This window comes from Pseudovibrio exalbescens DSM 16456, assembly GCF_000422785.1.
Lineage (GTDB): Bacteria > Pseudomonadota > Alphaproteobacteria > Rhizobiales > Stappiaceae > Pseudovibrio > Pseudovibrio exalbescens.
The window spans coordinates 187,988-213,728 of sequence record NZ_AUGS01000001.1 but is presented as its reverse complement, the minus strand read 5'-3'; the positions used below and the strand labels follow the sequence as shown (position 1 = coordinate 213,728).

At 54.2% G+C, this 25,741-nt stretch carries 20 protein-coding genes; 8 read left to right on the top strand and 12 right to left on the bottom strand.

The features are described from left to right. Nucleotides 1–9: 9 nt before the first annotated feature. Entirely contained in the window at nt 10–765 is a 756-nt protein-coding gene (locus tag G512_RS0101010) for a HugZ family pyridoxamine 5'-phosphate oxidase (RefSeq protein WP_028480083.1), read from the bottom strand. 259 nt (nt 766–1,024) lie between these two features. Here G512_RS0101010 and G512_RS0101005 point away from each other — a divergent pair, with 259 nt between their 5' ends. After that, on the top strand, nt 1,025–1,501 hold the full coding sequence (locus G512_RS0101005) for a BA14K family protein (protein ID WP_028480082.1): 477 nt from the start codon (nt 1,025–1,027) through the stop codon (nt 1,499–1,501). A gap of 589 nt (nt 1,502–2,090) precedes the next feature. On the opposite strand, the gene G512_RS0101000 is transcribed toward G512_RS0101005, so the two are convergent. The 7 genes from G512_RS0101000 to G512_RS0100970 all read right to left on the bottom strand — a co-directional run bounded on the left by G512_RS0101000 (nt 2,091) and on the right by G512_RS0100970 (nt 14,094). Then, a complete protein-coding gene (locus tag G512_RS0101000) occupies nt 2,091–2,687 on the bottom strand; it encodes an FMN-dependent NADH-azoreductase (RefSeq protein ID WP_028480081.1) in 597 nt (198 codons plus the stop codon). A 224-nt stretch (nt 2,688–2,911) separates the two neighbouring features. After that, nucleotides 2,912–6,658 (bottom strand): methionine synthase, encoded by a 3,747-nt coding sequence (gene metH, locus G512_RS0100995; RefSeq protein ID WP_036487941.1) that lies wholly within the window; start codon nt 6,656–6,658, stop codon nt 2,912–2,914. Nucleotides 6,659–6,690: 32 nt separating this feature from the next. Then, nucleotides 6,691–7,614: a methylenetetrahydrofolate reductase [NAD(P)H] gene (gene metF, locus G512_RS0100990; protein ID WP_051268704.1), complete on the bottom strand. Its 924-nt coding sequence runs from the start codon at nt 7,612–7,614 to the stop codon at nt 6,691–6,693. 2 nt (nt 7,615–7,616) lie between these two features. Continuing rightward, nucleotides 7,617–8,642, bottom strand: a complete 1,026-nt coding sequence (locus G512_RS0100985) for an ArsR/SmtB family transcription factor (protein WP_228130463.1) — start codon at nt 8,640–8,642, stop codon at nt 7,617–7,619. Nucleotides 8,643–8,835: 193 nt separating this feature from the next. After that, entirely contained in the window at nt 8,836–11,193 is a 2,358-nt protein-coding gene (locus G512_RS19595; RefSeq protein ID WP_051268702.1) for a mechanosensitive ion channel family protein, read from the bottom strand. Between the two features lie 118 nt (nt 11,194–11,311). Continuing rightward, nucleotides 11,312–12,397 (bottom strand): DUF2336 domain-containing protein, encoded by a 1,086-nt coding sequence (locus G512_RS0100975; RefSeq protein WP_028480077.1) that lies wholly within the window; start codon nt 12,395–12,397, stop codon nt 11,312–11,314. 221 nt (nt 12,398–12,618) lie between these two features. Further along, nucleotides 12,619–14,094, bottom strand: a complete 1,476-nt coding sequence (locus tag G512_RS0100970) for a catalase (protein WP_028480076.1) — start codon at nt 14,092–14,094, stop codon at nt 12,619–12,621. A gap of 139 nt (nt 14,095–14,233) precedes the next feature. On the opposite strand from G512_RS0100970, the gene G512_RS0100965 reads away from it, so the two are divergent. Then, on the top strand, nt 14,234–15,133 hold the full coding sequence (locus G512_RS0100965; RefSeq protein ID WP_028480075.1) for a hydrogen peroxide-inducible genes activator: 900 nt from the start codon (nt 14,234–14,236) through the stop codon (nt 15,131–15,133). Nucleotides 15,134–15,276: 143 nt separating this feature from the next. Continuing rightward, entirely contained in the window at nt 15,277–15,909 is a 633-nt protein-coding gene (locus tag G512_RS19590; protein WP_051268701.1) for a helix-turn-helix domain-containing protein, read from the top strand. Here the strand turns inward: G512_RS19590 and G512_RS0100955 are convergent. Then, nucleotides 15,895–16,548 (bottom strand): helix-turn-helix transcriptional regulator, encoded by a 654-nt coding sequence (locus G512_RS0100955; RefSeq protein ID WP_028480074.1) that lies wholly within the window; start codon nt 16,546–16,548, stop codon nt 15,895–15,897. The two genes, G512_RS19590 and G512_RS0100955, sit on opposite strands and share 15 nt — an antisense overlap. A 325-nt stretch (nt 16,549–16,873) precedes the next feature. On the opposite strand from G512_RS0100955, the gene G512_RS0100950 reads away from it, so the two are divergent. Together G512_RS0100950 and G512_RS0100945 are read left to right on the top strand one after the other, a co-directional pair. Then, nucleotides 16,874–19,084 carry a GGDEF domain-containing protein gene (locus G512_RS0100950; RefSeq protein WP_028480073.1) on the top strand — a complete coding sequence of 737 codons (2,211 nt, stop codon included), beginning with the start codon at nt 16,874–16,876 and terminating at the stop codon, nt 19,082–19,084. A 31-nt stretch (nt 19,085–19,115) separates the two neighbouring features. Further along, nucleotides 19,116–19,430, top strand: a complete 315-nt coding sequence (locus G512_RS0100945; protein WP_028480072.1) for a DUF2293 domain-containing protein — start codon at nt 19,116–19,118, stop codon at nt 19,428–19,430. A gap of 21 nt (nt 19,431–19,451) precedes the next feature. Here G512_RS0100945 and G512_RS0100940 read toward each other — a convergent pair whose 3' ends face one another. Next, the gene (locus tag G512_RS0100940) at nt 19,452–19,703 is read right to left on the bottom strand and encodes a hypothetical protein (protein WP_036487938.1); all 252 of its coding nucleotides are present in this window, start codon (nt 19,701–19,703) and stop codon (nt 19,452–19,454) included. 256 nt (nt 19,704–19,959) lie between these two features. Between G512_RS0100940 and G512_RS19585 the strand changes: the two genes are divergently transcribed. Together G512_RS19585 and G512_RS0100930 are read left to right on the top strand one after the other, a co-directional pair. Then, nucleotides 19,960–20,877 carry a glycosyl hydrolase family 18 protein gene (locus G512_RS19585; RefSeq protein ID WP_051268699.1) on the top strand — a complete coding sequence of 306 codons (918 nt, stop codon included), beginning with the start codon at nt 19,960–19,962 and terminating at the stop codon, nt 20,875–20,877. A gap of 69 nt (nt 20,878–20,946) precedes the next feature. Further along, nucleotides 20,947–22,413: a beta-1,3-glucanase family protein gene (locus G512_RS0100930; protein WP_028480070.1), complete on the top strand. Its 1,467-nt coding sequence runs from the start codon at nt 20,947–20,949 to the stop codon at nt 22,411–22,413. A 61-nt stretch (nt 22,414–22,474) separates the two neighbouring features. Here G512_RS0100930 and ettA read toward each other — a convergent pair whose 3' ends face one another. Together ettA and G512_RS19580 are read right to left on the bottom strand one after the other, a co-directional pair. Continuing rightward, nucleotides 22,475–24,124, bottom strand: a complete 1,650-nt coding sequence (ettA, locus tag G512_RS0100925; protein ID WP_028480069.1) for an energy-dependent translational throttle protein EttA — start codon at nt 24,122–24,124, stop codon at nt 22,475–22,477. A gap of 219 nt (nt 24,125–24,343) precedes the next feature. Beyond that, nucleotides 24,344–24,529, bottom strand: coding sequence for a DUF1127 domain-containing protein (locus G512_RS19580; protein ID WP_162143351.1), 186 nt, complete (start codon nt 24,527–24,529; stop codon nt 24,344–24,346). 178 nt (nt 24,530–24,707) lie between these two features. On the opposite strand from G512_RS19580, the gene G512_RS19575 reads away from it, so the two are divergent. After that, nucleotides 24,708–25,652 (top strand): LysR substrate-binding domain-containing protein, encoded by a 945-nt coding sequence (locus tag G512_RS19575; protein ID WP_051268697.1) that lies wholly within the window; start codon nt 24,708–24,710, stop codon nt 25,650–25,652. Nucleotides 25,653–25,741: the final 89 nt, after the last annotated feature.

Sequence of the window (25,741 nt, the reverse complement as noted above, 5' to 3'; positions counted from 1 at the left end):
CCGATGGCCTCAGACCTCGCTGCGCGCTCTGCGAACCAGATCAGTAAGCGTGGTCTGTATTTCGTTAGCTGAGATTTTTTCATCAAACCAATAACGCGCGATCTTGTCGCCCAGGGCCAGATCCATGCCGGCGGGATCAACTCCAATCAGCCGCCACGCACCCTCGGGCAAGCCGCACAACTGCATTGCACAAAGCGATACCACATTCGAGTAGGCGTCGTTTATGTGCGCCACCGCCAGTGCTTCTTGGGTGGCAAATCCCTGCGCTCGCGACGGCTCTTCCAAAAGATCCTGCGCAGTGAGTTGGTACGCTTTGCCAAACCCGCCATTGAGCGCAGAATCTTCGACTTTCATGCAAAAGAACGCAAAATCAGCGAAGTCCACATACAGCGCCGCCTTGGGATGGCGCAGCAGATACCGCGCCCGCAGCAAAGCATGAAGACGGGTCCCCTTCTCCACCTCTTCAAACTGCCCCGTAACGCTGATCCGCGGATGAGCCAAAGGGTCACCTTTTCCCGGTTCTCCAAGGAGCAGCGCGCCCTTTGGATTGGCAACAAGGTTCTGCGTGTGAGCAGACAAGGTGGAGGTCAGGATGTAGGGCGCACCGCTCACATCTGCGCAAACGCCAACGCGGCTTATCCCCGGCGCTCCAGAGGCCTTGTCCAACAAGGCAAGCGCGCCAAACCGGGCAGTGCGCACCAGCGTTTGCGCCAACCGCCGGGCTTCATCATCCGTTTCGCGGATGACCTCATTCCTTTTCGCCATCAACGCCTCGTTTCCCTACGCACTACAGATAAACTTGAATACTATATTCATATATAAAACAGCAAGGACATCTCTGTGATTCTGGTTGCCTTTAGCAATTTTTGTTTGGACTACATCTCAACAACTCATTGACATAACGTGATTTATCTTCTTCAGTAAAACATGAATGGAAAATGAACGGCCCCCTCAGGGAGGGTTAAGCGGCATTTTGATTAATTGGCTCTCAACAGAAACGAGTTCGGTTTGAACGGAGAGCCCCATGAGAATTTCAGGTCGCATCCTGTCCATCGCCCTGGCCGGCAGCTTGATGATCCCAACCTTTGCCAATGCACAGGCGGGTCAATACCAGCGCACCATATACAAAACCACGCATCAGGAAGAAATCATCCAGGTGCGGGGCGGCGGTCACCGCAAACATCGGCGTCATGGGCGCAAGCACGTTCACCATCATCACCACTACAAGAAGAAGGGCATCAGTGGCGGCGAAGCCGTGGCCATCGGCGTTCTGGGTCTTGCTGCCGGTGCCCTCATTGCCGGTGCTGCAAAACCAAGCTACGTGGCCCCACCACCGGCTTACCATCCGCCACAGCCAAGCTATCGGCCTCCGGTACATACGTATCGGCCACAGCCGTGGACATCGGAATGGTATGCCTACTGCGCGGGCAAGTACCGGAGCTTCAACCCCTCTACAGGCACCTACACGGCCTATTCCGGTGCGACCCGTTTCTGCCAGTAAGCTGGTTCAAGTGTCCTGAACGAAGGATCCGTAGCCCCCACTGCGGATCCTTTTTCGTGTCCCAACCCCCTCGATTCTGGCCAGACCCTAAAATTTGCTATGCAAAAAGTTGGGGGCAGCTTCCCATTTTGCGAAACTGCGACAGCCCGCCGCATACGTAGTTCATACCCCATCCCCATGAGCACCGTCAGACTATTTAACGGATTGAAAAATAGCTCAGAATCCGTCTCAAACATTGAGGGGGACGCTCTGTTGACCAAGCGTCTGGCTGCAATAAAACGACATAAATTTTGAAAACAGCCTCCCAAAAGCAATATTTTTGCTTTGCGCTGGGGATCATGTCACATACAGTTCACGGACAAACCAAAGCCGATGGGAGGCACTATCGTGAGCGTAACACAGAGCATCAATATCGCTGCTATCTCTCTCACCTTTATCTTCCTTGGAGCAATTGTACTTGGAATTGTGTGATCGGGTTCAGCCCGTTTGCTATACCCGAAGCTCTGCGGAGCGCGGTCACTGACCATCAAAAAAGGCGGCCCTACGGGAGCCGCCTTTTTTGTTTTCGATCAATCCCCAAGCAAGAAAATCAGGCAACCGCTTCAATCGCTTGTTCTGCAGCCGCAACAGCTTCTTCGCCTTTGGTCATCAGCCCGTCGGCAGCAATGAATTCCACATCCGTAATGCCGACAAAGGCCAGAAACTGTTTCAGATACGGGCTGTTGTAATCCACTGCGGAACCAAGCGGCACACCACCGGACGTCAGCACCACGTAGGCCTTCTTGCCCTTCAAAAGCCCCTCAGGGCCATTCTCTGTGTAGCGGAAGGTAACTCCCGCGCGAGCGACAAGATCGATCCAGGCCTTCAACGTGGCCGGTACAGAGAAGTTGTAGATCGGCGCACCAATCACGATCACATCTGCTGCTTGCAACTCGGCCACCAACTCATCGGAAAGAGCCAGCCGTGCCTTTTGCGCCTCACTGCGCTGTTCCGGCGCGGTGTAGTTGGCCCCAACCCAGCTTTCGTCAATGAATTCAATAGCGTTGTTGAGATCGCGAACCACAACGCTGGCCCCGCCATTTTTGGTAGTCAGCGTGTCGATGAGCTTTTGAGACAGTTTTCTGGTTACGGAGCTCTCTGTGTTGGCAGAAGAGACAACGGAAAGGATGTTCAACGTATCAGACATGTTTTTCTCCGGCCCGCAGGCGTTGCTTAGTTTGTGCCGTAAACATACTCGTCTAAACGCATTTGATTAGAGCAATAATCATGAACAGTGCATTCAACATCATATAACACCCACGCCGGTTTCACCCGTGGGCCCGCAATGACGGAGCCAACAAAAAAGGGCGCAGCCGCGCCCTTTTTGCCCCAAGGCTGTTTGAATGCCGAGAGTCTCTCGTTCTGTCGTCCTTACTCAGCCGCCTCGCGGCGCCCGGGAATGTAGTTCAGGATCGGTGCGAGCCAGCGTTCAGCTGTCTCAAGATCCCACCCCTTGCGTTTTGCGTAGTCGACCACCTGATCCTCTTCGATCTTACCAACACCGAAGTAGTGACTCTCAGGATGGCTGAAATACAAGCCGGATACAGCGGAACCGGGCCACATGGCAAAGCTTTCGGTCAGTTCAATCCCGGTCGCGTTGGTCGCATCCAGAAGGTCAAACAGTGTCTGCTTTTCCGTATGATCCGGCTGTGCCGGATAACCAGGCGCAGGGCGAATGCCATCGTATTTCTCGGCAATCAACTCCTGATTGGACAACGCCTCATCCGGCGCATACCCCCAGTACTCTTGCCGAACCAGTTGATGCAACTTCTCAGCGAAAGCCTCTGCCAACCGATCGGCCAATGCCTGACTCAGGATCTTGTTGTAATCATCCCCTTGCTGAGCGTAGTGGGCAGCCAGCTTTTCTTCCCCTATGCCCGCAGTCACCGCAAAACCACCAATGTAGTCAGCAATGCCACTGTCACGCGGCGCTATAAAATCCGCCAGTGCCAGGTTTTTGCGAGTGGAGTCCTTGCGGCCCATCTGCTGGCGAATGGTGTAGAAACGGGTCAGTTCGCGGCTACGCTCTTCATTGGCATATATAATGAGGTCATCCCCATCTCGCCCACATGGCCAAAAGCCGATCACTCCGCAAGCGGACAACAGCTTCTTCTCGACGATCTCCTCCAGCATTTCCTGGGCGTCCTTGAACAGGGCCTGAGCAGCCGGACCATAGCGATCATCCGTCAGGACGGCGGGGTAACTCCCCTTGATTTCCCAAGTTGCGAAGAAGGGTGTCCAATCGATGTACGGCACCAGCTCTTCCAATGGGAAATCAGTGATGGTTTTAGTCCCCAAGAACGACGGCTTGACTGGCCTGTGGTTCTCAAAGCTAGGGACATACCCATTCGCCCGTGCATCTGCCAGTGATGTTCGCGCCTTCTGGTTTCTGGAGCGAAGGTGCCCTTCAGCGATCTTTTCATACTCGCCGCGGATTTCCTCGTAATACGGCGTCCGCTGGCCTTCGGACATCAATCGGGACGCAACGCCAACCGCACGGCCCGCATCGGTTACGTAAATGGCCTGACCACGGGCGTAATTTGGGTGAATTTTCACCGCCGTATGCACGCGCGAGGTTGTAGCGCCGCCAATCAGCAGCGGGATATCCAAGCCTTCGCGTTCCATTTCACTGGCCACATGGCACATCTCATCGAGAGATGGTGTAATCAGACCAGACAGGCCGACGATATCCACCTTGTGTTCCTTGGCCTTGTCGATGATCTCACTGGTTGGCACCATAACGCCAAGATCGATCACCTCGAAGTTGTTACACTGAAGCACAACGCCAACGATGTTCTTGCCGATATCGTGCACATCGCCTTTCACAGTTGCCATCAAGATCTTGCCGTTGGATGAGTTCTCGTCGACGCCGCGCTCACGCTTTTCAGCCTCAAGATACGGCATCAGATAGCCAACAGCCGCCTTCATGACGCGGGCGGACTTCACCACCTGAGGCAGGAACATTTTACCAGCGCCGAACAGATCGCCGACCACGTTCATGCCGTCCATCAACGGCCCTTCGATAACGTGCAACGGACGCTCTGCCTTCAGCCGGGCCTCTTCCGTATCCTCTACAATGTAATCGGTAATGCCGTGAACAAGAGAATGCTCCAGACGTTTCTCGACAGGCTGCTCGCGCCATGTCAGATCAACTTCCCGCTTTTTGCCACCGGCCCCACGGTACGTTTCCGCGGCCTCCAGCAACCGGTCCGTTGAATCAGAACGTCGGTTGAGAACGACATCTTCGCAAAGCTCGCGCAGCTCTTCCGGCAAGTTGTCATAAACTGCAAGCTGCCCAGCGTTAACGATCCCCATATCCATACCGACCTGAATGGTATGATACAGAAACACCGAGTGCATGGCCTCACGAACAGGCTCATTCCCTCGGAACGAGAACGACAGGTTGGACACCCCGCCCGAAATGTGCGCATGAGGCAGATTTTCGGAGATCCACCGTGTCGCGTTGATGAAGTCCACACCGTAGTTGTCGTGTTCCTCAATCCCGGTCGCCACAGCAAAGATGTTCGGGTCAAAAATGATATCTTCAGGCGGGAAATCCAGTTCCTTGAGCAACAGATCGTAACTGCGCTTACAGATCTCGATCTTGCGTTCAAAGGTGTCCGCCTGGCCGTTTTCATCAAAGGCCATGATCACGACAGCAGCCCCATACCGACGAACCAGACGGGCCTGTTCAAGGAATGCTTCCTCACCCTCCTTGAGAGAGATTGAGTTCACAATCGCCTTGCCCTGAACACACTTCAACCCCGCCTCGATAACGGACCATTTCGAGCTGTCTACCATGATGGGCACACGAGAAATGTCCGGCTCGGCTGCCAGAAGGTTCAGGAATGTCACCATCGCCTCCTCACTGTCGAGAAGGCCTTCATCCATGTTGATGTCGATGACCTGAGCACCGTTCTCAACCTGATCACGAGCAACATCCAACGCGGTGGCATAATCGCCGTTCTTGATGAGCTTGCGGAAGCGCGCAGACCCGGTCACGTTGGTCCGCTCGCCTACATTGACGAAATTAACTTCTTTCGTCAGCGTGAAAGGCTCAAGACCGGAAAGGCGCATCAAGCGCTCGACTTCCGGCACCTCACGTGGTTTGACACCTTCTACAGCGTTCGCAATCGCGCGAATATGTTCCGGTGTAGAGCCACAGCACCCACCTACCAAATTCACCAGTCCGGATTCGGCGAACTCCTGTATCAGGCTGGCCATGTATTCCGGACTCTCGTCATACTCGCCAAATTCGTTCGGCAGGCCTGCATTCGGATACGCGCACACCAACGTGTCCGCCACGCGCGACAACTCGCTGATATGGGCGCGCATTTCCTTGGCGCCGAGAGCACAGTTCAAACCAATGGTGAAGGGATTGGCATGGCGCACGGAATTCCAGAACGCTTCCGGCGTCTGACCGGAGAGTGTGCGTCCTGACAAATCCGTAATCGTTCCGGACACCATGACAGGCAGCTTGACGCCTCGTTCAACGAATACCTCGTCAATAGCGAAAAGCGCGGCCTTTGCATTCAATGTGTCGAAGATCGTCTCTACAAGGATCAGATCAACGCCACCTTCCATAAGGCCACGAACCGCCTCAGCATAGGCTTCTTTCAGTTGATCGAAAGAAACCGCGCGAAAGCCCGGGTTGTTGACGTCCGGCGAGATAGACGCGGTCCGGTTTGTTGGTCCCAATCCACCGGCAACAAATCGCGGCCGGCTTGGATCCTGAGCCATCATCTTTTCGCAGGCTTCCTTCGCGAGACGGGCCCCTTCCTTGTTCAGCTCGTAAACCAGTTCCTCCATGCCATAATCGGCCTGCGCAATGCTGGTGGACGAGAAGGTGTTGGTCTCGACAATATCTGCACCCGCTTCCAGATACTGGAAATGAATATCCCGGATTGCATCAGGTTGGGTCAGGATCAAAAGGTCGTTGTTGCCTTGGACCGGCATATGCCAATCCTTGAAACGCTCACTCCGATAGCCGTCTTCATCCAGCTTCAATGCCTGGATCATGGTACCCATGGCACCATCAAGCACAAGAATCCGGTCTTTGGCGGCAGCTGTCAGCTGATCGAACGCTGTTGCTTTCTTCAGGCTGGGGGTAATGCTCATTACAAAACTTTTCTATCTAAACTGGTAAGAATTCAGGCGGTAGCGACCGGCTCCGGCGCAGCTTCACTTTCGCGCAGCCCAAGCATATGGCAAATGGCGTAAACCAGATCCGCCTTGTTCATCGTGTAGAAATGGAAATCGCTAACGCCGTGGTCGACAAGGTCCATCACCTGCTCCGCCGCGACGGCAGCGGCCACGAGCTCGCGCATCTTCGGATCGTCATCAAGCCCCTCAAAGCGACGCGCCAGCCAGTCCGGCACACTGGCGCCCGTCTTGGCCGCAAAACTTGAAATGCCCTTAAAACTCGTCACCGGCACGATACCCGGCACGATAGGAATTTCAATCCCGGCCGCGCGTACACGTTCCACATACCGCAGGTAGTCTTCGTTGCGGAAGAAGAACTGGGTTATGGCACGAGTGGCTCCGGCATCCACCTTGGCCTTCAGAACGTCCATCTCGACATCCCAACTCGGGCTTTCCGGATGCTTTTCAGGATAAGCAGAGACAGATACCTCGAAGTCACCGATGCGCTTGATGCTCGCGATCAGATCCGCAGTGCTCTGATATCCCCCCGGATGAGGAATGTACTTCTCGCCCACACCAGCTGCGGGATCACCACGCAACGCAACGATGTGGCGAACGCCGGCATCCCAATACCCCTGCACCACTTCATCAACCTCGGCGCAAGTGGCATCCACACAGGTCAGATGAGCTGCCGGTTTCAGATTGGTTTCCTTGACAATTCGCGAGACGGTGGCGTGGGTCCGTTCACGCGTCGACCCACCTGCGCCATAGGTAACCGATACGAAATTGGGTTCCAGAGGGGCCAGCCGCTCGATGGAGTTCCATAGGGTCTGCTCCATTTTTTCCGTTTTTGGCGGGAAAAACTCGAAGGAAACGGCGATATCTGAATGTCCGGTCAGCCGGAACCGGCGGCCTGGATCAATATATGCCATATCTATGCAAACTCCTGGGTTGTATCGGCTATGGGCAGGTCCGTAACAATCCGTCGGTCCCGTGCCAGCCATAAGGTTACAGTCAGTTGCTCGTCCGCGTGCGCCTCAGGACACAAGTCTTGCTGAGTGACGAGATCAAGGTTGGCGTCGGCCAACCAGCGCGCCACTTGGTCATGAGAAAAACCAAGGCGCCGGTGAGCATGTTTTTCGCGTAAGAATTCAAGGTCGTGAGGGGCGAAATCAACGACAAGCAAACGCCCGCCGGGTCGTAGAGTGCGCGCCGCTTCGCGCAGAGCACGAGCGGGCTCCTCCAGATAGTGGAGAACTTGATGAATTACTGCGACATCAGTCGATTTTGGCGGAATGGGCAGCGCATAAATGTCTCCCTGCCGAACCTGAGCATGAGAAACGCCGACTTTCGCAAGGTTGGCTCGGGCAACGGAAAGCATGCTCTGGCTGGTGTCGATGCCAATGCCGCGTCGATATTGGTCTTGAAACAACTCCAACAGCCGTCCGGTGCCGGTACCCAAGTCCAGAAAACTGTCAAAGGGTTGCGACCCCAGTGCCTGGCGCATAGCCGCCTCGACGGCGGCTTCCGGTACATGCAAGGTACGCTCCTGATCCCAGAACTCTGCACGCGATGCAAAATAGGCCGCAGCTTCTTCTGCCTTTGATCGCCGAAGAGAATCCAGTCTCTCGCGATCAGCCGCCAGTGTGGGGTCTGTACTGTCGGCGTGCTGCAGGATCGTGCGCGCAACCGCTGCGCTGCCCGTATCGCCAAGCCGGTAGTAGGCCCAGGCGCCCTCCGGGTAGCGCTGGATAATACCTGCCTCTGTCAGAAGCTTGAGATGGCGGGAAATACGCGGCTGGCTTTGGCCCAGAATACTGGTCAAGTCCTTGACCGTCAGCTCTCCTTCTTTAAGAAGAGCCAGCAAACGAACACGCGTACTTTCGCCGGTCGCTCGCAGGCAAGCGACCAGATCATCAACGCCGGCTTTTTCATTCTGTGTATTTATGACGCTGTCTATCACGACGCACCCGATCTCTGAAATCAACAGAGAGATTGATATAAAGATATCTTTATACGTTCAAGAGAAAAGTGCATCGCAATGGATCAGTCAGGTAAAATAATATACCCCTTGCCCGCTCGAACACACACGCGGCCACACGGATAAAGCAGGAGATGGATGACACAAGAAAGAGATTATACAAGCGTCGAATTCAGCGGGATCCTGCTGCTGCCGCGGCTTGATCTTCCGCTTCTTGGTCTTCAATGGCGGGCAAAACAGCCCCAGCGACAGCCCGCTTCTCGTCGTCCGTCAGCTTGCGCGGAGCATCTTCGTCGGACAAGCGCACCTTGACCTCCCGATGGGCGAAATGAATGCCTTCGCGCTCAAAGATATCGCGAATCCCCGCATAAACGACCTTGCGCAGCTCGAACTGATCACCGGGTCGGGTCATGAACTTGACGCGCACAATCATGGCCGAGTCCTCGAAGGAGATTACGCCTTGGGATTTGACCGGCTGCAAAAACTTTGGCCCATAGTCCGGATGTTCCAACAATTCCTGACCAAACTTCTTGATGAGTTTGCGTACCTTCTCCACGTCCGTGTCGTAAGTGACCCGGAAGGCCAGCTTCATCATTGCCCAATCGCGGGAGAAGTTCTTTACAAACTGGATCTCTCCAAACGGCACCGTGTTCAATGGCCCGTTGTGGTGACGCAACTGCATGGAGCGAATGGATATCTTCTCCACCATGCCCTTTACTTCACCAATATCGATGTACTCGCCTTTGCGAAACGCATCATCAATAAGGAAAAACGCACCGGAAAAGATGTCGCGGATCAAGGTTTGTGCCCCGAATCCGACTGCGAGGCCGACCACACCGGCGCCCGCAAACAACGGCGCGATGTTCACGCCAAGTTCCGATAGCACAACCATGGACGAAATCACCGCGATGGTGATCAGAAGAAAGTTGCGAAAGATCGGCAGCAAGGTTGCAATACGGCTCTCACCGGTACCACCAACCTCGAACTCGCCAGCCCCGTGTTCAGAAGAGGGACTCTCCTCCTCAATCTTCTGGTCAATTGCCAGTTGCACCGCCCTGTAAGCCATGTACCCAAGAAAGGACACGAGAAAAATCTCGAAAAGGCTGCCGAGGAATGACTCATCCCGGCTGATAGAGATGCCCCAATCCACAAGCAACCAACCAAACATGGCCAGCACCGTCAGGATCTGAGCTCCGTGGTCCACAAGATGGCGGTAAGGTTCTCGTTTGCGCTCGCGCTCGATTGCTTCCGCTTGCGCCTGAGCCTCCAGCTCTGCCTCGGGAATTTCCTCAGCGGCATTCTCGGATTTTTCGTGGGCTTCAAGCAACTGCTTCTTGATCTTGGCCACTCCCTTGTCAGTGTTGACGTATGGCAGCAGGAACCGATCAATGAGCAGGATCAGCACCGCATAGAATACGGCACCAACAAGCGCGGCCTCCAAGGGTGCAGCTACCAGCCCCATCGCGGACGGCAAATCCAGAACAAGGCGAAATACTGTGGCTGCAAACGCGAACACGAAATACGCCACCACCGGCAAGAACCAATAGCGCAATACCACCATGCGCCACCCGGTCACCTCCTCCGGATTGGCGGGGTACCCTGTCAGCGCCAGACCGATTGGTCGACGATAAACAATAGCAACACCGCTCAAAAGGACAGTTGTAACAAGAGAGGTCAGCATAAGGCTCAACTTGTGAGCCTCTTCGGCAACATTGAGATTGTTGAGCCATATGCACACGGCCAGCATGGTGGCAGCGACCGCGAACACGATCATGAGCGAACGATACAAACCCCGCGCAGTCTCATTCGGCAACGGGACCATTCGATAGTCTGGATACCGGGGCGCCAGAACATTGTAGGCAACAAGCGAGACAAACCGGTATAGCAAAAAGGTACCCAGCATCACCATCGCGGTCATGCGCGTTGGTGGATGGCCCTGAGCGAAAATCAGAATGAGAACTCCGGACACGATGGCGTTCGACACCGTACCAAACAACATCATCAAGGCACGGGTGAGCAGAAACCCAACCTTTTCCGCCCGCACGGAAGGGCTTTGACTGTACAAACTGAGAAAGTTCAGCCGCCCCCAACGCTGGACCAACGCACCGGCGGCATAGCCCACCAGAATCGCCACCAATCCCAGCACCAACCCATTGGCAAGCCAATCGCCACCGCCTCCCGGATTCGCCTGCGACATCGCTTGTCGGATTTGATCTGCTGTGGTCCCCGTTTCTGCCAGCATCTCCCGCACTTTCTCCTCAAAGCGATAGGCATGCTGAACATCCATCATGGGAGTTGAAGAGGAAGTTGCAGTCGTATTCACCGAGGCTGGTTCGGGCTTGGTAGCGGATTGTTGCTCGCTCGTTGCCACTTGCCCCAACAGGACAGGATTGGCCCAGCCCACTTGCGGAGCGGCGATAAAACACCAAACAATCACGAAAGCGTAGAGCAGGATCTGCCAGCCGCCGCTGTGAGGCCTCACGCGGAAATTGGCATCAAATTGCACTCTATCGGGAACAAGCCGAGGCATTACTTCTACTCCGAGCCACACGTGAAACACCGGCACAAGCACTGTGCTTCATGTTTTGAAGCACAGAATACTCTAATATTTCATTATGACTTAGTGTCGGATGCAGAAGAAGCGATTATTAGCTCACTTGTTGTTTTTCCCAGATGCTGAACAAACGAGTTGCTTCCTTCAAAGACAACCGCTGGAACAACTCGAGGGCATGTTCGCGTCTCACCTGCGATAGACGATAGCGCCACGGGCCAATCTTGAGCAAAGCTCTTACGGTCATGAATGACAAGCCAATCGACTTGGCTGCGACGATAAAGGGGTCTGTATCCTCACGCACCATCCAGTGGCGGGCTTCCTCGGCCCCAAGTCGCGCCATAACGGAAAAAGCAGCAACGGCTTCCGGAAAACGGTCCTCCTCAGCGAACTGGCGCAAGTGGTGTTCACCAAGTTGGCCCTCCCGCGCAATGCCATAGACTTTGCCTTCCGCAGTTTCAAAGTCGTATCGCCCAAGCCAAAACTCGTTACCCAACTTGCTTGCCGCCACACCAGCTGCCTGCGACAATCGTCCGGCCTCTTCCATACGACCGCTTTCAAGAAGGTGTATCTTGACCTTTTCACTGGCTATCTCGATGAGTTGCTTGATCTGACCTTCAACAAGATCCTCTCGCTCACCAATCGCCAGTTGAAGAACCTCATCATCTGCAGCGGTCTCAATCAGCTTTTCAACGCTGGCATCGCTTAACTGCGCACCTGCATTGGCAGCAACCGAGCGCTTTACCGGCAAATCCCCTTCCGCGACCAACACGTTTGTCACGCTTTCCGGCAGGATCGTGCGCTGTGCTATGGCAAGGCGGTGCTCGTTACTTTGATTGCTGGCAATATCCTGGAGGTCGAGATCACGCAAAACAGTTGAGGATTTGAGGAGCGGCTCTGCCACCTGGATATCATCCTTGGCCAATTTGAGCACGGTTCGCTCCGGCGCCCGGCGCAGCGTTGACAGGCTCTGCGCAAGATAGGCGCGCGCCTCCTGTTCAATCATGGCAGACAAGCGCACCATCACATCATCATAGATCGCGATCTGCTCATCCGTACAGCGCTCGGATGTACGCGAGAACAGCATCGCGACATGGCGGGCCAGCTCGCTGCGACGCTTCTCATCTTGCTCGAGAGCGAGAGCGTCAAAATCTACCAAGTTCGATTGCGTCAAACCGGACATCTGCTTTGCACCAATCTCTAGATAATTTTTACTAAAAGTATCAGGTGGGTCTGAAGAAAAAATAGCTTGAGCTATGACGAATTGAATAAAACGTGGTTTTTAACGGAAGCTCGCTGTTAAGCTTAACCTTGCCTTAACAGGCTCATTAAAGGTCGAGGCGAAAATGTAACGGGCCGCAAAGATAACGCTTTGCGGCCCGTGGGTTAGCAACAGATTTTCGATTATTCTGCGCTGGAGTACTGCACGATATCCGTCATATCGACACCCATCCTGTGCGCGAGGCCCTCGCCGTAGGCTGCATCTGCACGATAAAAATGCACAATCTGCCGTTTGATGATATCTACAGGAACGCCCTCCATTGCCGCTGCAATATTGTCCATCAATCGTCCCTGCTGTTCTGAAGTCATGAGGCGGAAAAGGTCGCCAGGTTGCTTGTAATCGTCATTGCCGGCGCGGTGGTCAAAGCGATCTGCATTGCCTGAAATGCGAAGCGGCGGCTCTGCCACCTCTGGGTCCTCTTTAGGTCCCCCAAAGGAATTTGGCTCATAGTAGGCGTCCGGCTGAGGATTGTTGGCAAAGAACCGCATCGGTCCATCCTTGTGGTAGTGATGAACCGGACACTTGGGCGCATTTACCGGAAGCGCTTCATAGTGCGTCCCCAACCGATACCGATGAGCATCCGCGTAGGAAAACAACCGAGCCTGAAGCATCTTGTCAGGTGAGAAACCGATACCGGGAACCACATTGGAAGGCGAAAACGCAACCTGTTCGATCTCCGCGAAATAATTCTCCGGATTGCGGTTCAGCTCCATGATGCCCACTTCAATCAGCGGATAGTCTGCATGCGGCCAAACCTTGGTCAGATCAAAAGGATTGTAGGGCGTCTTTTCAGCATCCAACTCTGGCATCACCTGAATACACAGGCGCCACTTGGGAAAATTGCCCGTGTCGATGGCAGAATACAAATCTTCCTGCGTGCTCTCGCGCGTGCGACCCACAACCTCCTGCGCCTGTTCATTGGTCCAGTGCCGGTGGCCCTGCATGGTTTTGAAATGGAACTTCACCCAAAACCGTTCGCCTCTCGCATTTATGAAAGAATATGTGTGTGACCCATATCCGTTGATATGCCGAACGTCCGTCGGCAAACCGCGATCAGACATCAAGATAGTGACCTGATGCAGGCTCTCAGGCGACAAGGACCAGAAATCCCACATGGCAGTCGCCGAACGCAGGTTGGTTCGCGGATGACGCTTTTGCGTATGAATGAAATCCGGGAATTTGTAGGGATCACGGATGAAGAATACCGGGGTGTTGTTCCCCACCATGTCCCAATTGCCTTCTTCAGTATAAAACTTGACAGCAAAGCCGCGAACGTCCCGCTCTGCATCCGCAGCGCCTTGTTCGCCGGCCACTGTCGAAAATCTGGCGACAAGATCAGTCGTCTTGCCAACCGCCTCGAATATCTTGGCCCGTGAGTACTGAGTGATATCATTGGTCACTGTGAAGGTGCCATACGCGCCCCACCCTTTTGCATGAACTGTGCGCTCCGGAATACGCTCCCGATTCTGGTGCGCGAGCTTTTCAAGCAACTGATAGTCCTGCATCAACAACGGTCCGCGAGGCCCCGCACTCAGAGCGTTTTGGTTATCGCTGATCGGAGCGCCCGCCGTTGTCGTCAACCGCTTGTCTTGTGTCATCTTTTTTTCTCCTACCCGAAATCGCAGTTTTGGGGCACTGCTCGAACCCCGAATTCGTTCTACGGGCAGGAACGTAGCCATCCCCATCAATCAGGTCTAATCAGATTGTAAATAGGCTATGATAAGATAAACTGATCGTATGATTACATTCAAACAACTCCTGTATTTCCAGCACCTCGCGAAAACCCTTCACTTTGGACAGGCCGCAGAGGCGGCCTCCATTTCGCAACCCGCGCTATCCATGCAGATTCGCGAGTTGGAAGACGCGATGGGGCTGCCTCTTTTGGAAAGAACCTCGAAAGCCTGTCGCCTCACGGCACACGGCGAAGCGGTCCTGGCTCGCGCCAACGACATTCTGGGGCGATTGAATGACCTTGAAGCCTATGCAGCGCACGCCCGCGCCGACAAATCCGGCTCCATCCGCCTTGGCGTCATTCCGTCTCTGGCACCGTACATGCTTCCTCAAATCCTCCCGGACATCGCACTCGCACTGCCCGATCTGCAAGTCCGGCTCAGAGAGACCATGACGGACACACTCATAGAAGAACTCAAACGGTCGGATCTGGACGCCATAATCGCCGCCCTGCCCCTGAACGAGCCGGACCTTGAGGAGCGTCCACTCTTCATCGATCGTTTTCTTCTGGCCACCCAGAACTCGCCGGATCTGGATGAACGCCAGCGTGTTCAGTCACATGACATTGACTTCAACCGAATGCTGTTGCTGGAAGAAGGTCACTGCTTGCGCGACCAGACACTCGATTACTGCGGCAACTATGCGCTGAAGTATGGCGACGGCCTTGGCGCGACCAGTCTGGCAACCATCATGCAAATGGTAGCCAACGGATATGGTGTCACCATTTTGCCGGAAATTTGCGTGTCGGCCGAAGTCAACGACGACCGGGTAGCTTTGTTGCGGTTTGAAGACCCTCAACCCATGCGGCAGATCGGCCTCATCTGGCGCAAGTCATCGCCGCGCACCAGCTTGTTTGAAGAGTTGGAGACAATAATAAGGAACCGTTATCGTGTCGAAAACACTTGACCATTGCTCATCTATGGGAACAATAATAATCGGGGCTTACCGAACAGATTTGATTGATCAATACCTGCGATAAACTGCCAAGCAATATGAAACCAACTAATTAATGGGCCACAATTCTCGCCCTTCTGGAAAGTGCAGTCCAAATGTTTTCTTCCAGCAAGTCGGAAACGCTGAACGCTGACAGATTTGTACCGCCACCCCGCGAAATGGCCGTGCTGTTCGACACGATGGACCGCCTCAACCGCGGTGTGGTGCTTCTGAACAAGGATGGGGTTATCGAGGCCGTCAACTCCGCAGCCGCTGACTTGATCACGAATGTAAACTATTTCCGGATCATTGCTGGTCGAATTGAACCGGTGGACGTTGTCGCACAGAAAAACTTCGCCAGAGCCATGGAAAAAGTCATAGATCAGGATGAGCCGTCAGAGCCGAGCGAGTTTGTTATCCGGCGCGAAAGCGAGTTCTTGCGGCCACTTCATATTGAAATGGTCAGCGCAGGTCAGGCAAGCGAAGCGGCGGACAACACCTTGATGTTCATCACGGATCTGGAGGCCGATTGGTCAATCAAGATCCTTCGCGCAGCACGCATCTTTTATCTGACAGAACGTGAGGCGTCTGTCCTAGAGCACCTTGCTGGTACTGAAACCGAGCTGGAAATCGCCAATGCTCTCTCCATTACCCAGAACACGCTGCGCACCCATCGCAAGAACATTTATGCCAAGTTGAATGTAAATAGCCGGCTGGAGCTGGCCATACTCCTGTCACGCCTCACCTGACGCAGAAGCTCTCTTCAAGGCTCTGACACGATACGTACACCGGCGCGCACCCGATACGATGTGCTCCTCCCGCACCACAGAGCATTCCGGGCCCAACGCATCACGAAACAACTGAAGCTCCGATCGACAGAAACCCTGACAAGCACGGGCCGCTGCACAAATGGAGCAGTGATTTTCAATCAGAAGGAAACTGCCGTCCGGTTGTTGCTCCACCTCGGCCATGTAACCTTCTTTGCTGCGCTGGTCTGCCAGTAGTTTCAATCGCTCTTCAAGCTGATGAACACCGCTCATCAAGCTATCATATTGAGCGCGGATGGCAGCTTCCCGGCGATTGATGAGCTGGTTCATGCCATCTTCGCCATAGAGCGCCCGCACACCATCCAGCATATCCAGCAACAAACCACTGTGGTTGTCCGGAAACCGGCTATTTCCATGCTCTGACAAGGACCATACCCGCTTGGGGCGGCCCACGGTGCCGCGCACATCTTCAAAGCGCACCAAACCTTCGTCCAACAACCCATCCAGATGTTGACGAACAGCCACGGTCGTCACATCAAGATGCGCCGCCAGATCCGCCGATGTCTGAGGGCCCCGCGCTTTGAGTGCATAAAGAAGCCGATTTTTCGTACGCTCGTTCATGCGCAATATGTAACATGGACGGAGTTATTTGAAAACCGAACGCTTGTTTAATTACCGGTTCGCAACAACCCAATGTTTTTCAACACATGCAGTGATATATAATCACTCGCTGAAACGCTCTTAAAACGACCAAACCTTGATTTATTATTAGGCAAATTACGTTGTTATCCACCATAATTCAGAATTTTGCCAACAGTTATCGAAGGATAACCTCGCATAAAACACCCCTATTTTTTCAGGATGGACATAGAAACCATGAATCCCGCAAATGCTTACCTCTATAGTCCAGTAAACAACAAGTATTACTTAAATTATCGAGACAAAAATGACATTATCGTTCAGGCAGTTTCAAGAGTATTCAAAGGTTCACCCTCAGGGTCAGTCCTCCGCGGATCTGGAGTTCATCACTGCGACGCTGCAAACGCTCGAATTGTTCTACCAGCAACCTGTCCGCTATCTGTGCTTCGGCAGTGGCTATATACTGGCGCCGGACCTGTCGCAAACACCCCTCACCATGCCGACCCCATGGCTTGAGGGCACCTGCGGGACCGAATGCCCAGCCGGCGCCTCTAGCTTTACCACGGAACTGGAAACACACCCGGAGGCCATGGCCCCTGTTCATCATGGAGACCAGGTCATAGGCGCGCTCGTTCTGCTGCCATCCGAAGAGCCTCACCCACCGGGGCGGCAATCGACGGAGTATCTGACACGCTATGCTCGCATTCTGGGCGAATGCCTTGCGCCGGACCTGACAACCGAATGGCAGACCGACGTCGATTTTGACATAAATCGGCAGACTTCCGGTTTCTTATCCCGCCACCAAACGCGTGATTGTCATCAGCCGGTTGCGGGATGCCCAACCGCACAAAACACACCGTTTCTGTTTGAGGCGCACCCGGCACCAACTGTTCTGGTAGAAAAATACACTCTACGCCTTATGGAGGTGAACCACGCAGCAAGGCAGCTACTTTCTCTAACTATGCCCGGCGGCCATATCACACACCTCAACGAGATCTACAGGTTCTCGACATCTCGGAATGATGAGACTGAATCTACCGATCTGGAAACGCTGCACGGATATGAGCAGGCCGTTGTTGGAACCACGCGTGGCCAACACCCCACTGAGCACGAACTCACCATAACGGAGGTTTTTGACGGACAGCGAGAATGTCTCCTTATCTCGATTACGGATCACGTAGACCGTACGCTCGAAGCCGAAGACGCTAAACGGATCGCGGCGACCGACACACTGACCGGCCTTAAAAACCGCCTCGCCTTCGAGCAGGGACTGGAAGGAGCGTTTCACACCGCGTCCCATTCAGACAGCCAGATCGGAATCCTTCTGATCGATATTGACCATCTCAAGCTGGTCAATGACACGCTTGGGCACGAATGCGGCGACAGCCTTTTGCAAACCATCGGGCAGCGTCTCAAGACCCTGGAGAATCGGGGCCACATGGTCACTCGGCTGGGCGGCGATGAATTTGCACTCCTCCTCTCAAACACCACATGCGCGGAAGTGCGGCGCGTGCTCAAACTGGTACCGGAACTCATCAACCAGCCGGTTGATCTGAACAACGATATCATTCGCCCGACAGCCAGCATCGGGGCTGCCTGCTATCCAAAGCATGCGCCAAATGCAGCAGAGCTGCGGAAGTGCGCAGATGTGGCCCTTTACGCAGCTAAAAACCGAGGGCGCAACAAGGTGCGTCTTTATTCCAGCACCCTGCGTTACAAACGCCAGCGCTGCGCATCGCTGAACCACCAACTTCGAAAAGCCATAGATACTCACGAGATCAACGCGGCCTATTTGCCAGTGCTGAACCTGCGCACCAATTGCGTTGAACACTTGTCTGCTCAGCCCGTGTTCGCCAACCGCCCTACACGAATAGGGACCAATGCAACCCTATTTGACTATATGGCAGACCACAGTTTGGCGGCCAGCCTCTTCAGGGAGACCCTCACAACTGTTCTTGCTGATAGCCGCTATCTGACAACAGAATCTGGTACAGCCGTATCCATTTCTGTCCCAACCCCCGTCTCTACACTGTGCCGAAACACATTTTGCAGCGACTTGGCACGCACGGTAGCAGCTGCAAAGGTCCAACCCGACCGATTGATTTTGGATATCGAGGAAAAAAGCATCAGTCCTCGCAATTTCGAGGAAGTGATGAAGCGCCTTCAATCCCTGTTGTCTGAGGGGTTCCGTGTGGGCCTTGCAAACTTCGGCAACGGCATTGCATCACTTTCCTACCTCAGCCAGTTGCAGCTCACGTACATCAAGATGGAAGCCCCCATGATTGAACGGCTGAATGCCAATCGCAGTGGGCGGGGCCTGTTGCGCGCTGGATTCAGCTTCGCGGAACAGCTCTCACTGCCAATCATTGCAACGAACTTGCGAAGTGATGTGCAGGAATGGACATTTGATCAATTGGGCGGCACATTTGGTCAGCGCGGCGGTGTGGGGGCAGCCCTCACCTTGCAGCAACTGCTCAACTTTCATTCCGCCGAGGATCTGAGAAACCAACACGCCTGATCAAATTCGAGGCTATCCGTCACAAGAGACCATGGCAACAAAACGGCAACGAGCCCTTTCGACAATTGTCAGCACCATGTTGCCGAGCGCACCATTTTCGGAGACAGCTGAAATCAAACGCATGGCCAATGCCCCGCATTTGCGTCATTTGCCTCTTCACATTGCCGTTAGGTTATGCGCACTCAGCTACGTCCGCCACCGCTATACGGATTATGACAGGCTCTTGGAAGATGGATTGGACCAAGCCGCGGCACGCTATTGCGTGGTCTCTGACATGATCGCTCAACTGGGCGATTGGGGCATGGTCATAACTGAGACCGAACTCTTGGAAGCGCAGGACGAGTAAGCTCGCCCCGCACACGTCTTGTTAGCGGCAAACGGCCACGATCCAGGTGAAGGCCAACACCACAAGGGCAAGTGTTGGGATAATCAGTGCCGGATAACCGAAGAAGTAGATTGCCAGTGCCCAACCGACGAAGAAGTTGGCACAAAAATAGTATTTCGCGTCACTTTTTCCGTAGACCGCGTCTCGGAACAGCCATCCGATAATCGGCACAAGGAAAAGAAGCCGCATGAAAAGGGGATCACGCTCGTCGCCAGTTTCTTCAATAACACTCATGAGGGACCTGCTATTTAGAATTATTTGCAATTGATTTGGATCAAATGGCACGGCGCTTCAATGCGGCATTTTCGCACATATACGTAAGGGCATTGCCGAACTGTTAAATCTTATACGCAGTTTTTTGTAGTTGAATTGTCCCGGGATCGTTAACTGGCGGCTGACACTGGACGCCAAAACGGCTCGCAGCCACCTCACGATGCACGTTAGGAATCGTCTCCCCGGCAGGTCATCACGGCCCAAAAGGAGAAAAACGATGTCCGCATCCCAAATCGTGATTTACGCCGATAACACAAATGTCCCGATTTCCCAGTTGTCGGGAAGCCCATGCACCATAGCCATACAGGCATTTCTGTATTCCACGGATGGCTCGACCTTGCAGATGGACTATCCATTACAGGCTGTAGTTCAGGACCCTTCAATCCTGTCCACGGCGAAAGAGGGAGGTAAGCGCAAGGTTCTGGTGTCTGTCGGTGGAGAAGTGTTTGCGTCCAGCGCCTGGAAAGCAGCGGCATCCGATGTAAACAGCTTTGCCTCTCAGATTGCCGATTTCGTGAAGACGCATGGCCTTGATGGTGTCGACATCGATTGGGAAGACACAGGAGCAATTTCAGATGGCAGCTACGACCCGACGACCTTCCTCGTAGACCTTTCAAGCGCCCTGAAATCCGCCCTGCCGAGTTCCCAGAACTTCATCACCCATGCTCCGCAATGCCCCTATTTTTATCCGGGTGAACTGGGCATTTACAGCACAATTGCCAAGAACGCGGGCGACAACATCGATCTCTTCAACATCCAGTACTATAACAATGACTGGTACGTTGGGAGCAACGGTGCTGAAGAAAAACAAAAGGTCGCCGGACTGACCGGCAGTCCGGTGTTCCCCTCCAGCATCATGGGCATCAAGGCTCAAGGCCTTGATGTCGGCAAAATGCTCGTCGGCAAACCCACCACATCGGATAATGCAAGCAGTGGCTATCTGGATACCAGTGACTTGGCGAGCGACGTCATCACGCCACTTGCAAAGGAGCTGGGATCCGACTTCGGCGGCGTCATGGGCTGGCAATTTGCCACCAGCTCATCGTCTTCAGACAATGTTCTGAACTGGATCGAAGCCATGAACTCTGCCATCGAGGCGGGCTCTTCCAGCACCTCAACCCAAGCCGCGGAATAGACCAAAACTTCTCAAGGCGGGGCAAGGCTCCGCCTTTGTCTTTGTGCCCCCAAAAGGCGATGAGCAGCCATGACCCAAACCACCATCAGCATTCAGAACAACCGAACCGATGAAGAGATCTATGTCCTGCTGACGGCAGAGAACATGGCGAAGGGGCAACAGCCACAACACGCCATACCGCTCGACCAAGCCACAAAGCTGACCAAAGATACCGTGGTCAGCTTCGAGACAATAAAAAGCGCTCGGCTATATGTCTGCTTGGGGTCCATAGGTCCCTCCCCCAAGCTGGATGACGATCAGTACTACGGATGGATCGAGTTCAGCAAAACCGACAAGGACGGCACCCTTTGGATCAATCTTACCAGCGTGGATATAGTCGGATTGCCTCTGGCTTTGTCAGGCACCGAAAACGGCAAGCCATTCAACCTTGGAACCAGATTGCCGATGAAAGTTCCAATGGACGATCCCCATGAGTTCTCGCTGATAGGCGCGCTAGAGAAAATCTTCACGAAGGAGCAGCCCGTCAAAGCCCTAGTGCCATGCCAGAAAGGATACATGAAGGTCCTGTCGCCGGTGCATGCGCCAGAAAGTTACGCCTCGTTCACCCCATACCTCACGCGCCTGTGTCAGGCCAACGCGCCAGTGTCCATCACATCCGACGCACCGGCAAGGACGAGTGCCGTGACCTTCAAAGGGCACTTCACCGATCCTGCCAAGAACAAAAACAACAACGTGATGGAGTTGAAGGACGACAATGGCAACACGATCACCATTGACGACAAGAACCTTACTACAAAGACCCTATACCAATGTGCGGGCGGTACTTACCTTTACAATGGCAAGCCCAAGGACTTCAACATCGCCATCCAAAAGAACGGCCCACATGCAGGTCTGAAGAAGATCTTGAACTCCGTCATCCGAAACATCCTCGTAGGTTTCAATGAGGGTTACTTCAGTGAAAACGGCCCCAACGACAGTGAATACTTCTCAGGAATGAAGCCTTTCGAGCATGGCGGCAATCAGTACGCTCAAGTAATTCATCAATACACCAACTCCTACGGCTTCCCCTACTCAGATGGCAACCTGAAGACATTGATACAGGCGGACGCAACAAAGACAGTCACGCTGCATGTTTTGAAGGATACACAGACGGGCTACTATGAAGAGTACCCGGTTCAACCCAGTACGGGCCTCTATCAATTTGGCATTGGCGGTGGCAGCATGACCCTGGGGCCAATCAAGATCAACGGCTTCACATATGAACCGGACGATAAAGGCGCCTACGGCGGCTTTCTTCCCTATCTACCTGAATGGACGAAAATGGAGTTCACGGGTTCCGGGGGCGCTCAGAACAGTTACATCTGGATCAAGAACGGCGACGTCGTTGAAGGCAACTGCCTGACGGGTCATCACATCTGGGTTAACGGCTCCAAGCCGCCCAAAGATACGGACAAGGCACCCGAGGGCTACACCAATCTGGTCTGGGGCGCGAACCTGAAATGGCAGAGCGGCGCAACACCCCCACCGCCCCCATGACATCACCATGCAAAAAGGCCCGCTGCAAGAGCGGGCCTTCTCAATCAGGAATGCCAGTCGCTTAGCGGGTAAGCGGCTTGTACTTGATACGACGTGGATCTGCTGCATGAGCACCCAAACGGCGCACCTTGTCCTTTTCGTAGTCTTCAAAGTTACCTTCAAACCACTCAACGTGGGAGTCACCTTCAAAGGCCAGCATGTGTGTTGCAAGACGGTCAAGGAACATACGATCGTGCGAGATAACCACAGCGCAACCGGCGTAGTTTTCAAGCGCATCTTCCAGAGCTGCCAGCGTTTCGGTGTCAAGGTCGTTGGTCGGTTCGTCGAGCAGCAGAACGTTGGCGCCAGACTTAAGAACCTTCGCCAGATGGACGCGGTTACGCTGACCACCTGAAAGATCGCCAACCTTCGCCTGCTGTTGAGGCCCCTTGAAGTTGAAGGAAGAGCAGTAGGCACGGGAGTTGATTTCCTTGCCGTCGAGGTAGATCACCTCAGCGCCCTCGGAGATCTCTTCCCATACGGTCTTGCTGTCATCCAGCTTGTCGCGAGACTGGTCAACGTAGCCCAGGTGAACGCTATCACCGATCTCAATATTTCCGCTGTCCGGCTTTTCCTGCCCAGTCAGAAGCTTGAAGAGCGTTGACTTACCGGCACCATTCGGACCGATCACGCCAACGATACCACCGCGTGGCAGCTTGAACGACAGATCATCAATGAGCAGACGGTCGCCAAAGCCCTTGGAGACATTCTGAACGTCAATGACGTTAGCGCCGAGGCGTTCTCCAACCGGGATCATGATCTGCTCAATGGACGGCATACGCTCTTCCTGAGCGGCCAGCAGATCGTCATAGGCCCTGATACGTGCCTTCGACTTGGTCTGGCGGCCCTTCGGAGACATGCCCATCCACTCCTTCTCGCGCTTGATCGCACGCGAGCGAGCCATGTTCTCGCGGCCTTCCTGTTCCATACGCTTTTCTTTCTTCTCCAGATAAACGGAGTAGTTTCCTTCGTATGGAATGCCCTGACCACGGTCGAGCTCAAGAATCCAGCCTGTTACGTTGTCGAGGAAGTAACGGTCGTGGGTGATGATCAGCACGGAGCCCTTGAACTCACGCAGGTGGCGTTCAAGCCAATGCACGGTCTCGGCGTCCAGATGGTTGGTCGGCTCGTCGAGCAGCAAAAGGTCTGGCTCAGACAACAGCAACTTACACAAGGCCACACGGCGGCGCTCACCACCGGACAGGTTGGTCACGTCGCTTTCACCGGGAGGGCAACGCAACGCTTCCATGGCCATTTCCACCTGGCTTTCCAGGTTCCACAAGTCGTGCTGGTCGATGTAATCCTGAAGCTGAGCGCCTTCCTCGGCGGTCTCATCAGAATAATTCATCATCAGCTCGTTGTAGCGGTCCAGAATTTCCTGCTTGTGAGCAACGCCTTCCATGACGTTTTCCATCACAGTCTTTTCTGGGTCCAGATGCGGTTCCTGTGGCAGATACCCAACCTTGGCGCCTTCTGCGGCCCACGCTTCACCGGTGTATTCCTTGTCCAGACCGGCCATGATCTTGAGCAGGGTCGATTTACCTGCACCATTCGGGCCGAGGATACCGATCTTTGCGTCGGGATAGAAAGACAGGTGGATATTGTCGAGGACTTTCTTTGCACCGTAGGCCTTGGAGACCCCGTGCATATGATAGATGAACTGGCGCGCCATTGGGTGCCTACATCTCCTGAATTGTTGTTCGCTGAAACTCTAATCTCTGGGGGCCACTCATAAAGGAAGGCAAGGCGCGGGGCAATGGATAACACGGTTTTGCAAGCAAAAGCCTCGCTTGCCCACATCACCCCGGCTTCAGACTGTGATGGACACCTACAAAAAAGGCTTGCTTCGCACAGAAGCAAGCCCTCAGTTTCGACGTTCACTTTTCATTGTTCAGGCCAGCCAGAAAGGTCTGTTTGCCATTGCTTTCAATTGTGAACGCGTAAAGCCGAGATCGCGAATGACGCCATCATCCATTGTTGCAAGTTCGGCGCGCATTTCGGCACGCTCCTGAAACCGGTGAACCCACAAGGCCACAAGTTCAAAAAAGCGGGTTCCGCTGTAAGTTACCATAGACATTACTGCCCTCATTCTTATTTGTAGTGCATCGTGATCGGGCTGCCCCGCCCGCCGGAGAGCACTGCAGGGAGTGTACTCAGTGCTCCATTCCCCACCGTTATACCGGGCAATGAGTTGTCATAAAATCGAAATGATAGCGCACTACTGTGAGTTTATCTCACACCAAGAACGTTCCCGTATGGCTGCCCCACTCCCTTCGCTCACGGCTTTGCGCGCATTTGAAAGCGCAGCGCGCCACCTGAACATGTCTCGCGCAGCTGAAGAATTGCTGCGCACACACGGTGCCGTCAGCCGCCAAATCAAACAGCTTGAGGACGAACTCGGCTTTCCCCTGTTTGTGCGCGGCGGCCGTCTTTTGGAACTTACGGAAGAAGGCCGGGTTCTCGCAAAATGTCTCAGCATCGCGCTGGATGACATTACGCAAGTCCTTGCAGAACTCCGCGAAAGCCGCAAAAGCAAGCCTATTGTGGTTGCCTGTGGGTCAACCGTCGCCGTCCGCTGGCTGGTCCCGCGACTCATGACCTTTTACCACCAACACCCCTCCATCAAACTCCAACTATCCCTGTCCAGCCAGTTGGAGGATGCTTCTTCCGGGCGGGCGGATGTGGCCATTCATTGGGTCGGGACACGGGGCAAGAAAGCCCGTCCCGGACACATCCCGCTCATGGATGATTTTATGGGGCCGGTCTGCAACAAGGCCTTTGCGAGCGATAACAACATCACGGCCCGCACAGCTCCTGCAGAACTCTTGTCCAAAACGCTTATCCATTCAGAAACCGCACCAGGCTCTTGGCAGGATTGGCAGGGGTGGCATCACGCCCCCAACGCATCGCTGCCATCTCATCAAGCACTCTGGTTCGAGCACTTTTTCCTGTGCCTTCAGGCCGCCGTTTCCGGTCTCGGTCTGGCCATGGCATCGCAGGCACTGGTGGCGCAGGACCTTGAACAAGGCAACCTGGTTGCCCCACTTGGCTTCACAAAGGTATCCAATGGCTATGAAATCGTGAGGGCCACCCATCCACAGAACCCCAAGGCCTGCGATAGTTTCATCGGCTGGCTTTTGACGGAAGGCCAAAAAACACAGGCCGGTCTGGCCGCTCTGGGTACTGCGCCGGTGACATGAACAAAAAAGGGGCGCGTCCCGCCAGTGCGGTCGCGCCCAAGGAGTTGACACTCCCCCATCCGAGTGTCAGCCGAAGCTGGTGTGATATA

Excerpts from the sequence above, each read along its gene's own strand:
- G512_RS0101010 (WP_028480083.1), bottom strand. The coding sequence starts at position 765 with ATGGCGAAAAGGAATGAGGTCATCCGCGAAACGGATGATGAAGCCCGG.
- G512_RS0101005 (WP_028480082.1), top strand. The coding sequence starts at position 1,025 with ATGAGAATTTCAGGTCGCATCCTGTCCATCGCCCTGGCCGGCAGCTTG.
- G512_RS0101000 (WP_028480081.1), bottom strand. The coding sequence starts at position 2,687 with ATGTCTGATACGTTGAACATCCTTTCCGTTGTCTCTTCTGCCAACACA.
- metH (WP_036487941.1), bottom strand. The coding sequence starts at position 6,658 with ATGAGCATTACCCCCAGCCTGAAGAAAGCAACAGCGTTCGATCAGCTG.
- metF (WP_051268704.1), bottom strand. The coding sequence starts at position 7,614 with ATGGCATATATTGATCCAGGCCGCCGGTTCCGGCTGACCGGACATTCA.
- G512_RS19595 (WP_051268702.1), bottom strand. The coding sequence starts at position 11,193 with ATGCCTCGGCTTGTTCCCGATAGAGTGCAATTTGATGCCAATTTCCGC.
- G512_RS0100975 (WP_028480077.1), bottom strand. The coding sequence starts at position 12,397 with ATGTCCGGTTTGACGCAATCGAACTTGGTAGATTTTGACGCTCTCGCT.
- G512_RS0100970 (WP_028480076.1), bottom strand. The coding sequence starts at position 14,094 with ATGACACAAGACAAGCGGTTGACGACAACGGCGGGCGCTCCGATCAGC.
- G512_RS0100965 (WP_028480075.1), top strand. The coding sequence starts at position 14,234 with ATGATTACATTCAAACAACTCCTGTATTTCCAGCACCTCGCGAAAACC.
- G512_RS19590 (WP_051268701.1), top strand. The coding sequence starts at position 15,277 with ATGTTTTCTTCCAGCAAGTCGGAAACGCTGAACGCTGACAGATTTGTA.
- G512_RS0100955 (WP_028480074.1), bottom strand. The coding sequence starts at position 16,548 with ATGAACGAGCGTACGAAAAATCGGCTTCTTTATGCACTCAAAGCGCGG.
- G512_RS0100950 (WP_028480073.1), top strand. The coding sequence starts at position 16,874 with ATGACATTATCGTTCAGGCAGTTTCAAGAGTATTCAAAGGTTCACCCT.
- G512_RS0100945 (WP_028480072.1), top strand. The coding sequence starts at position 19,116 with ATGGCAACAAAACGGCAACGAGCCCTTTCGACAATTGTCAGCACCATG.
- G512_RS0100940 (WP_036487938.1), bottom strand. The coding sequence starts at position 19,703 with ATGAGTGTTATTGAAGAAACTGGCGACGAGCGTGATCCCCTTTTCATG.
- G512_RS19585 (WP_051268699.1), top strand. The coding sequence starts at position 19,960 with ATGTCCGCATCCCAAATCGTGATTTACGCCGATAACACAAATGTCCCG.
- G512_RS0100930 (WP_028480070.1), top strand. The coding sequence starts at position 20,947 with ATGACCCAAACCACCATCAGCATTCAGAACAACCGAACCGATGAAGAG.
- ettA (WP_028480069.1), bottom strand. The coding sequence starts at position 24,124 with ATGGCGCGCCAGTTCATCTATCATATGCACGGGGTCTCCAAGGCCTAC.
- G512_RS19580 (WP_162143351.1), bottom strand. The coding sequence starts at position 24,529 with ATGTCTATGGTAACTTACAGCGGAACCCGCTTTTTTGAACTTGTGGCC.
- G512_RS19575 (WP_051268697.1), top strand. The coding sequence starts at position 24,708 with ATGGCTGCCCCACTCCCTTCGCTCACGGCTTTGCGCGCATTTGAAAGC.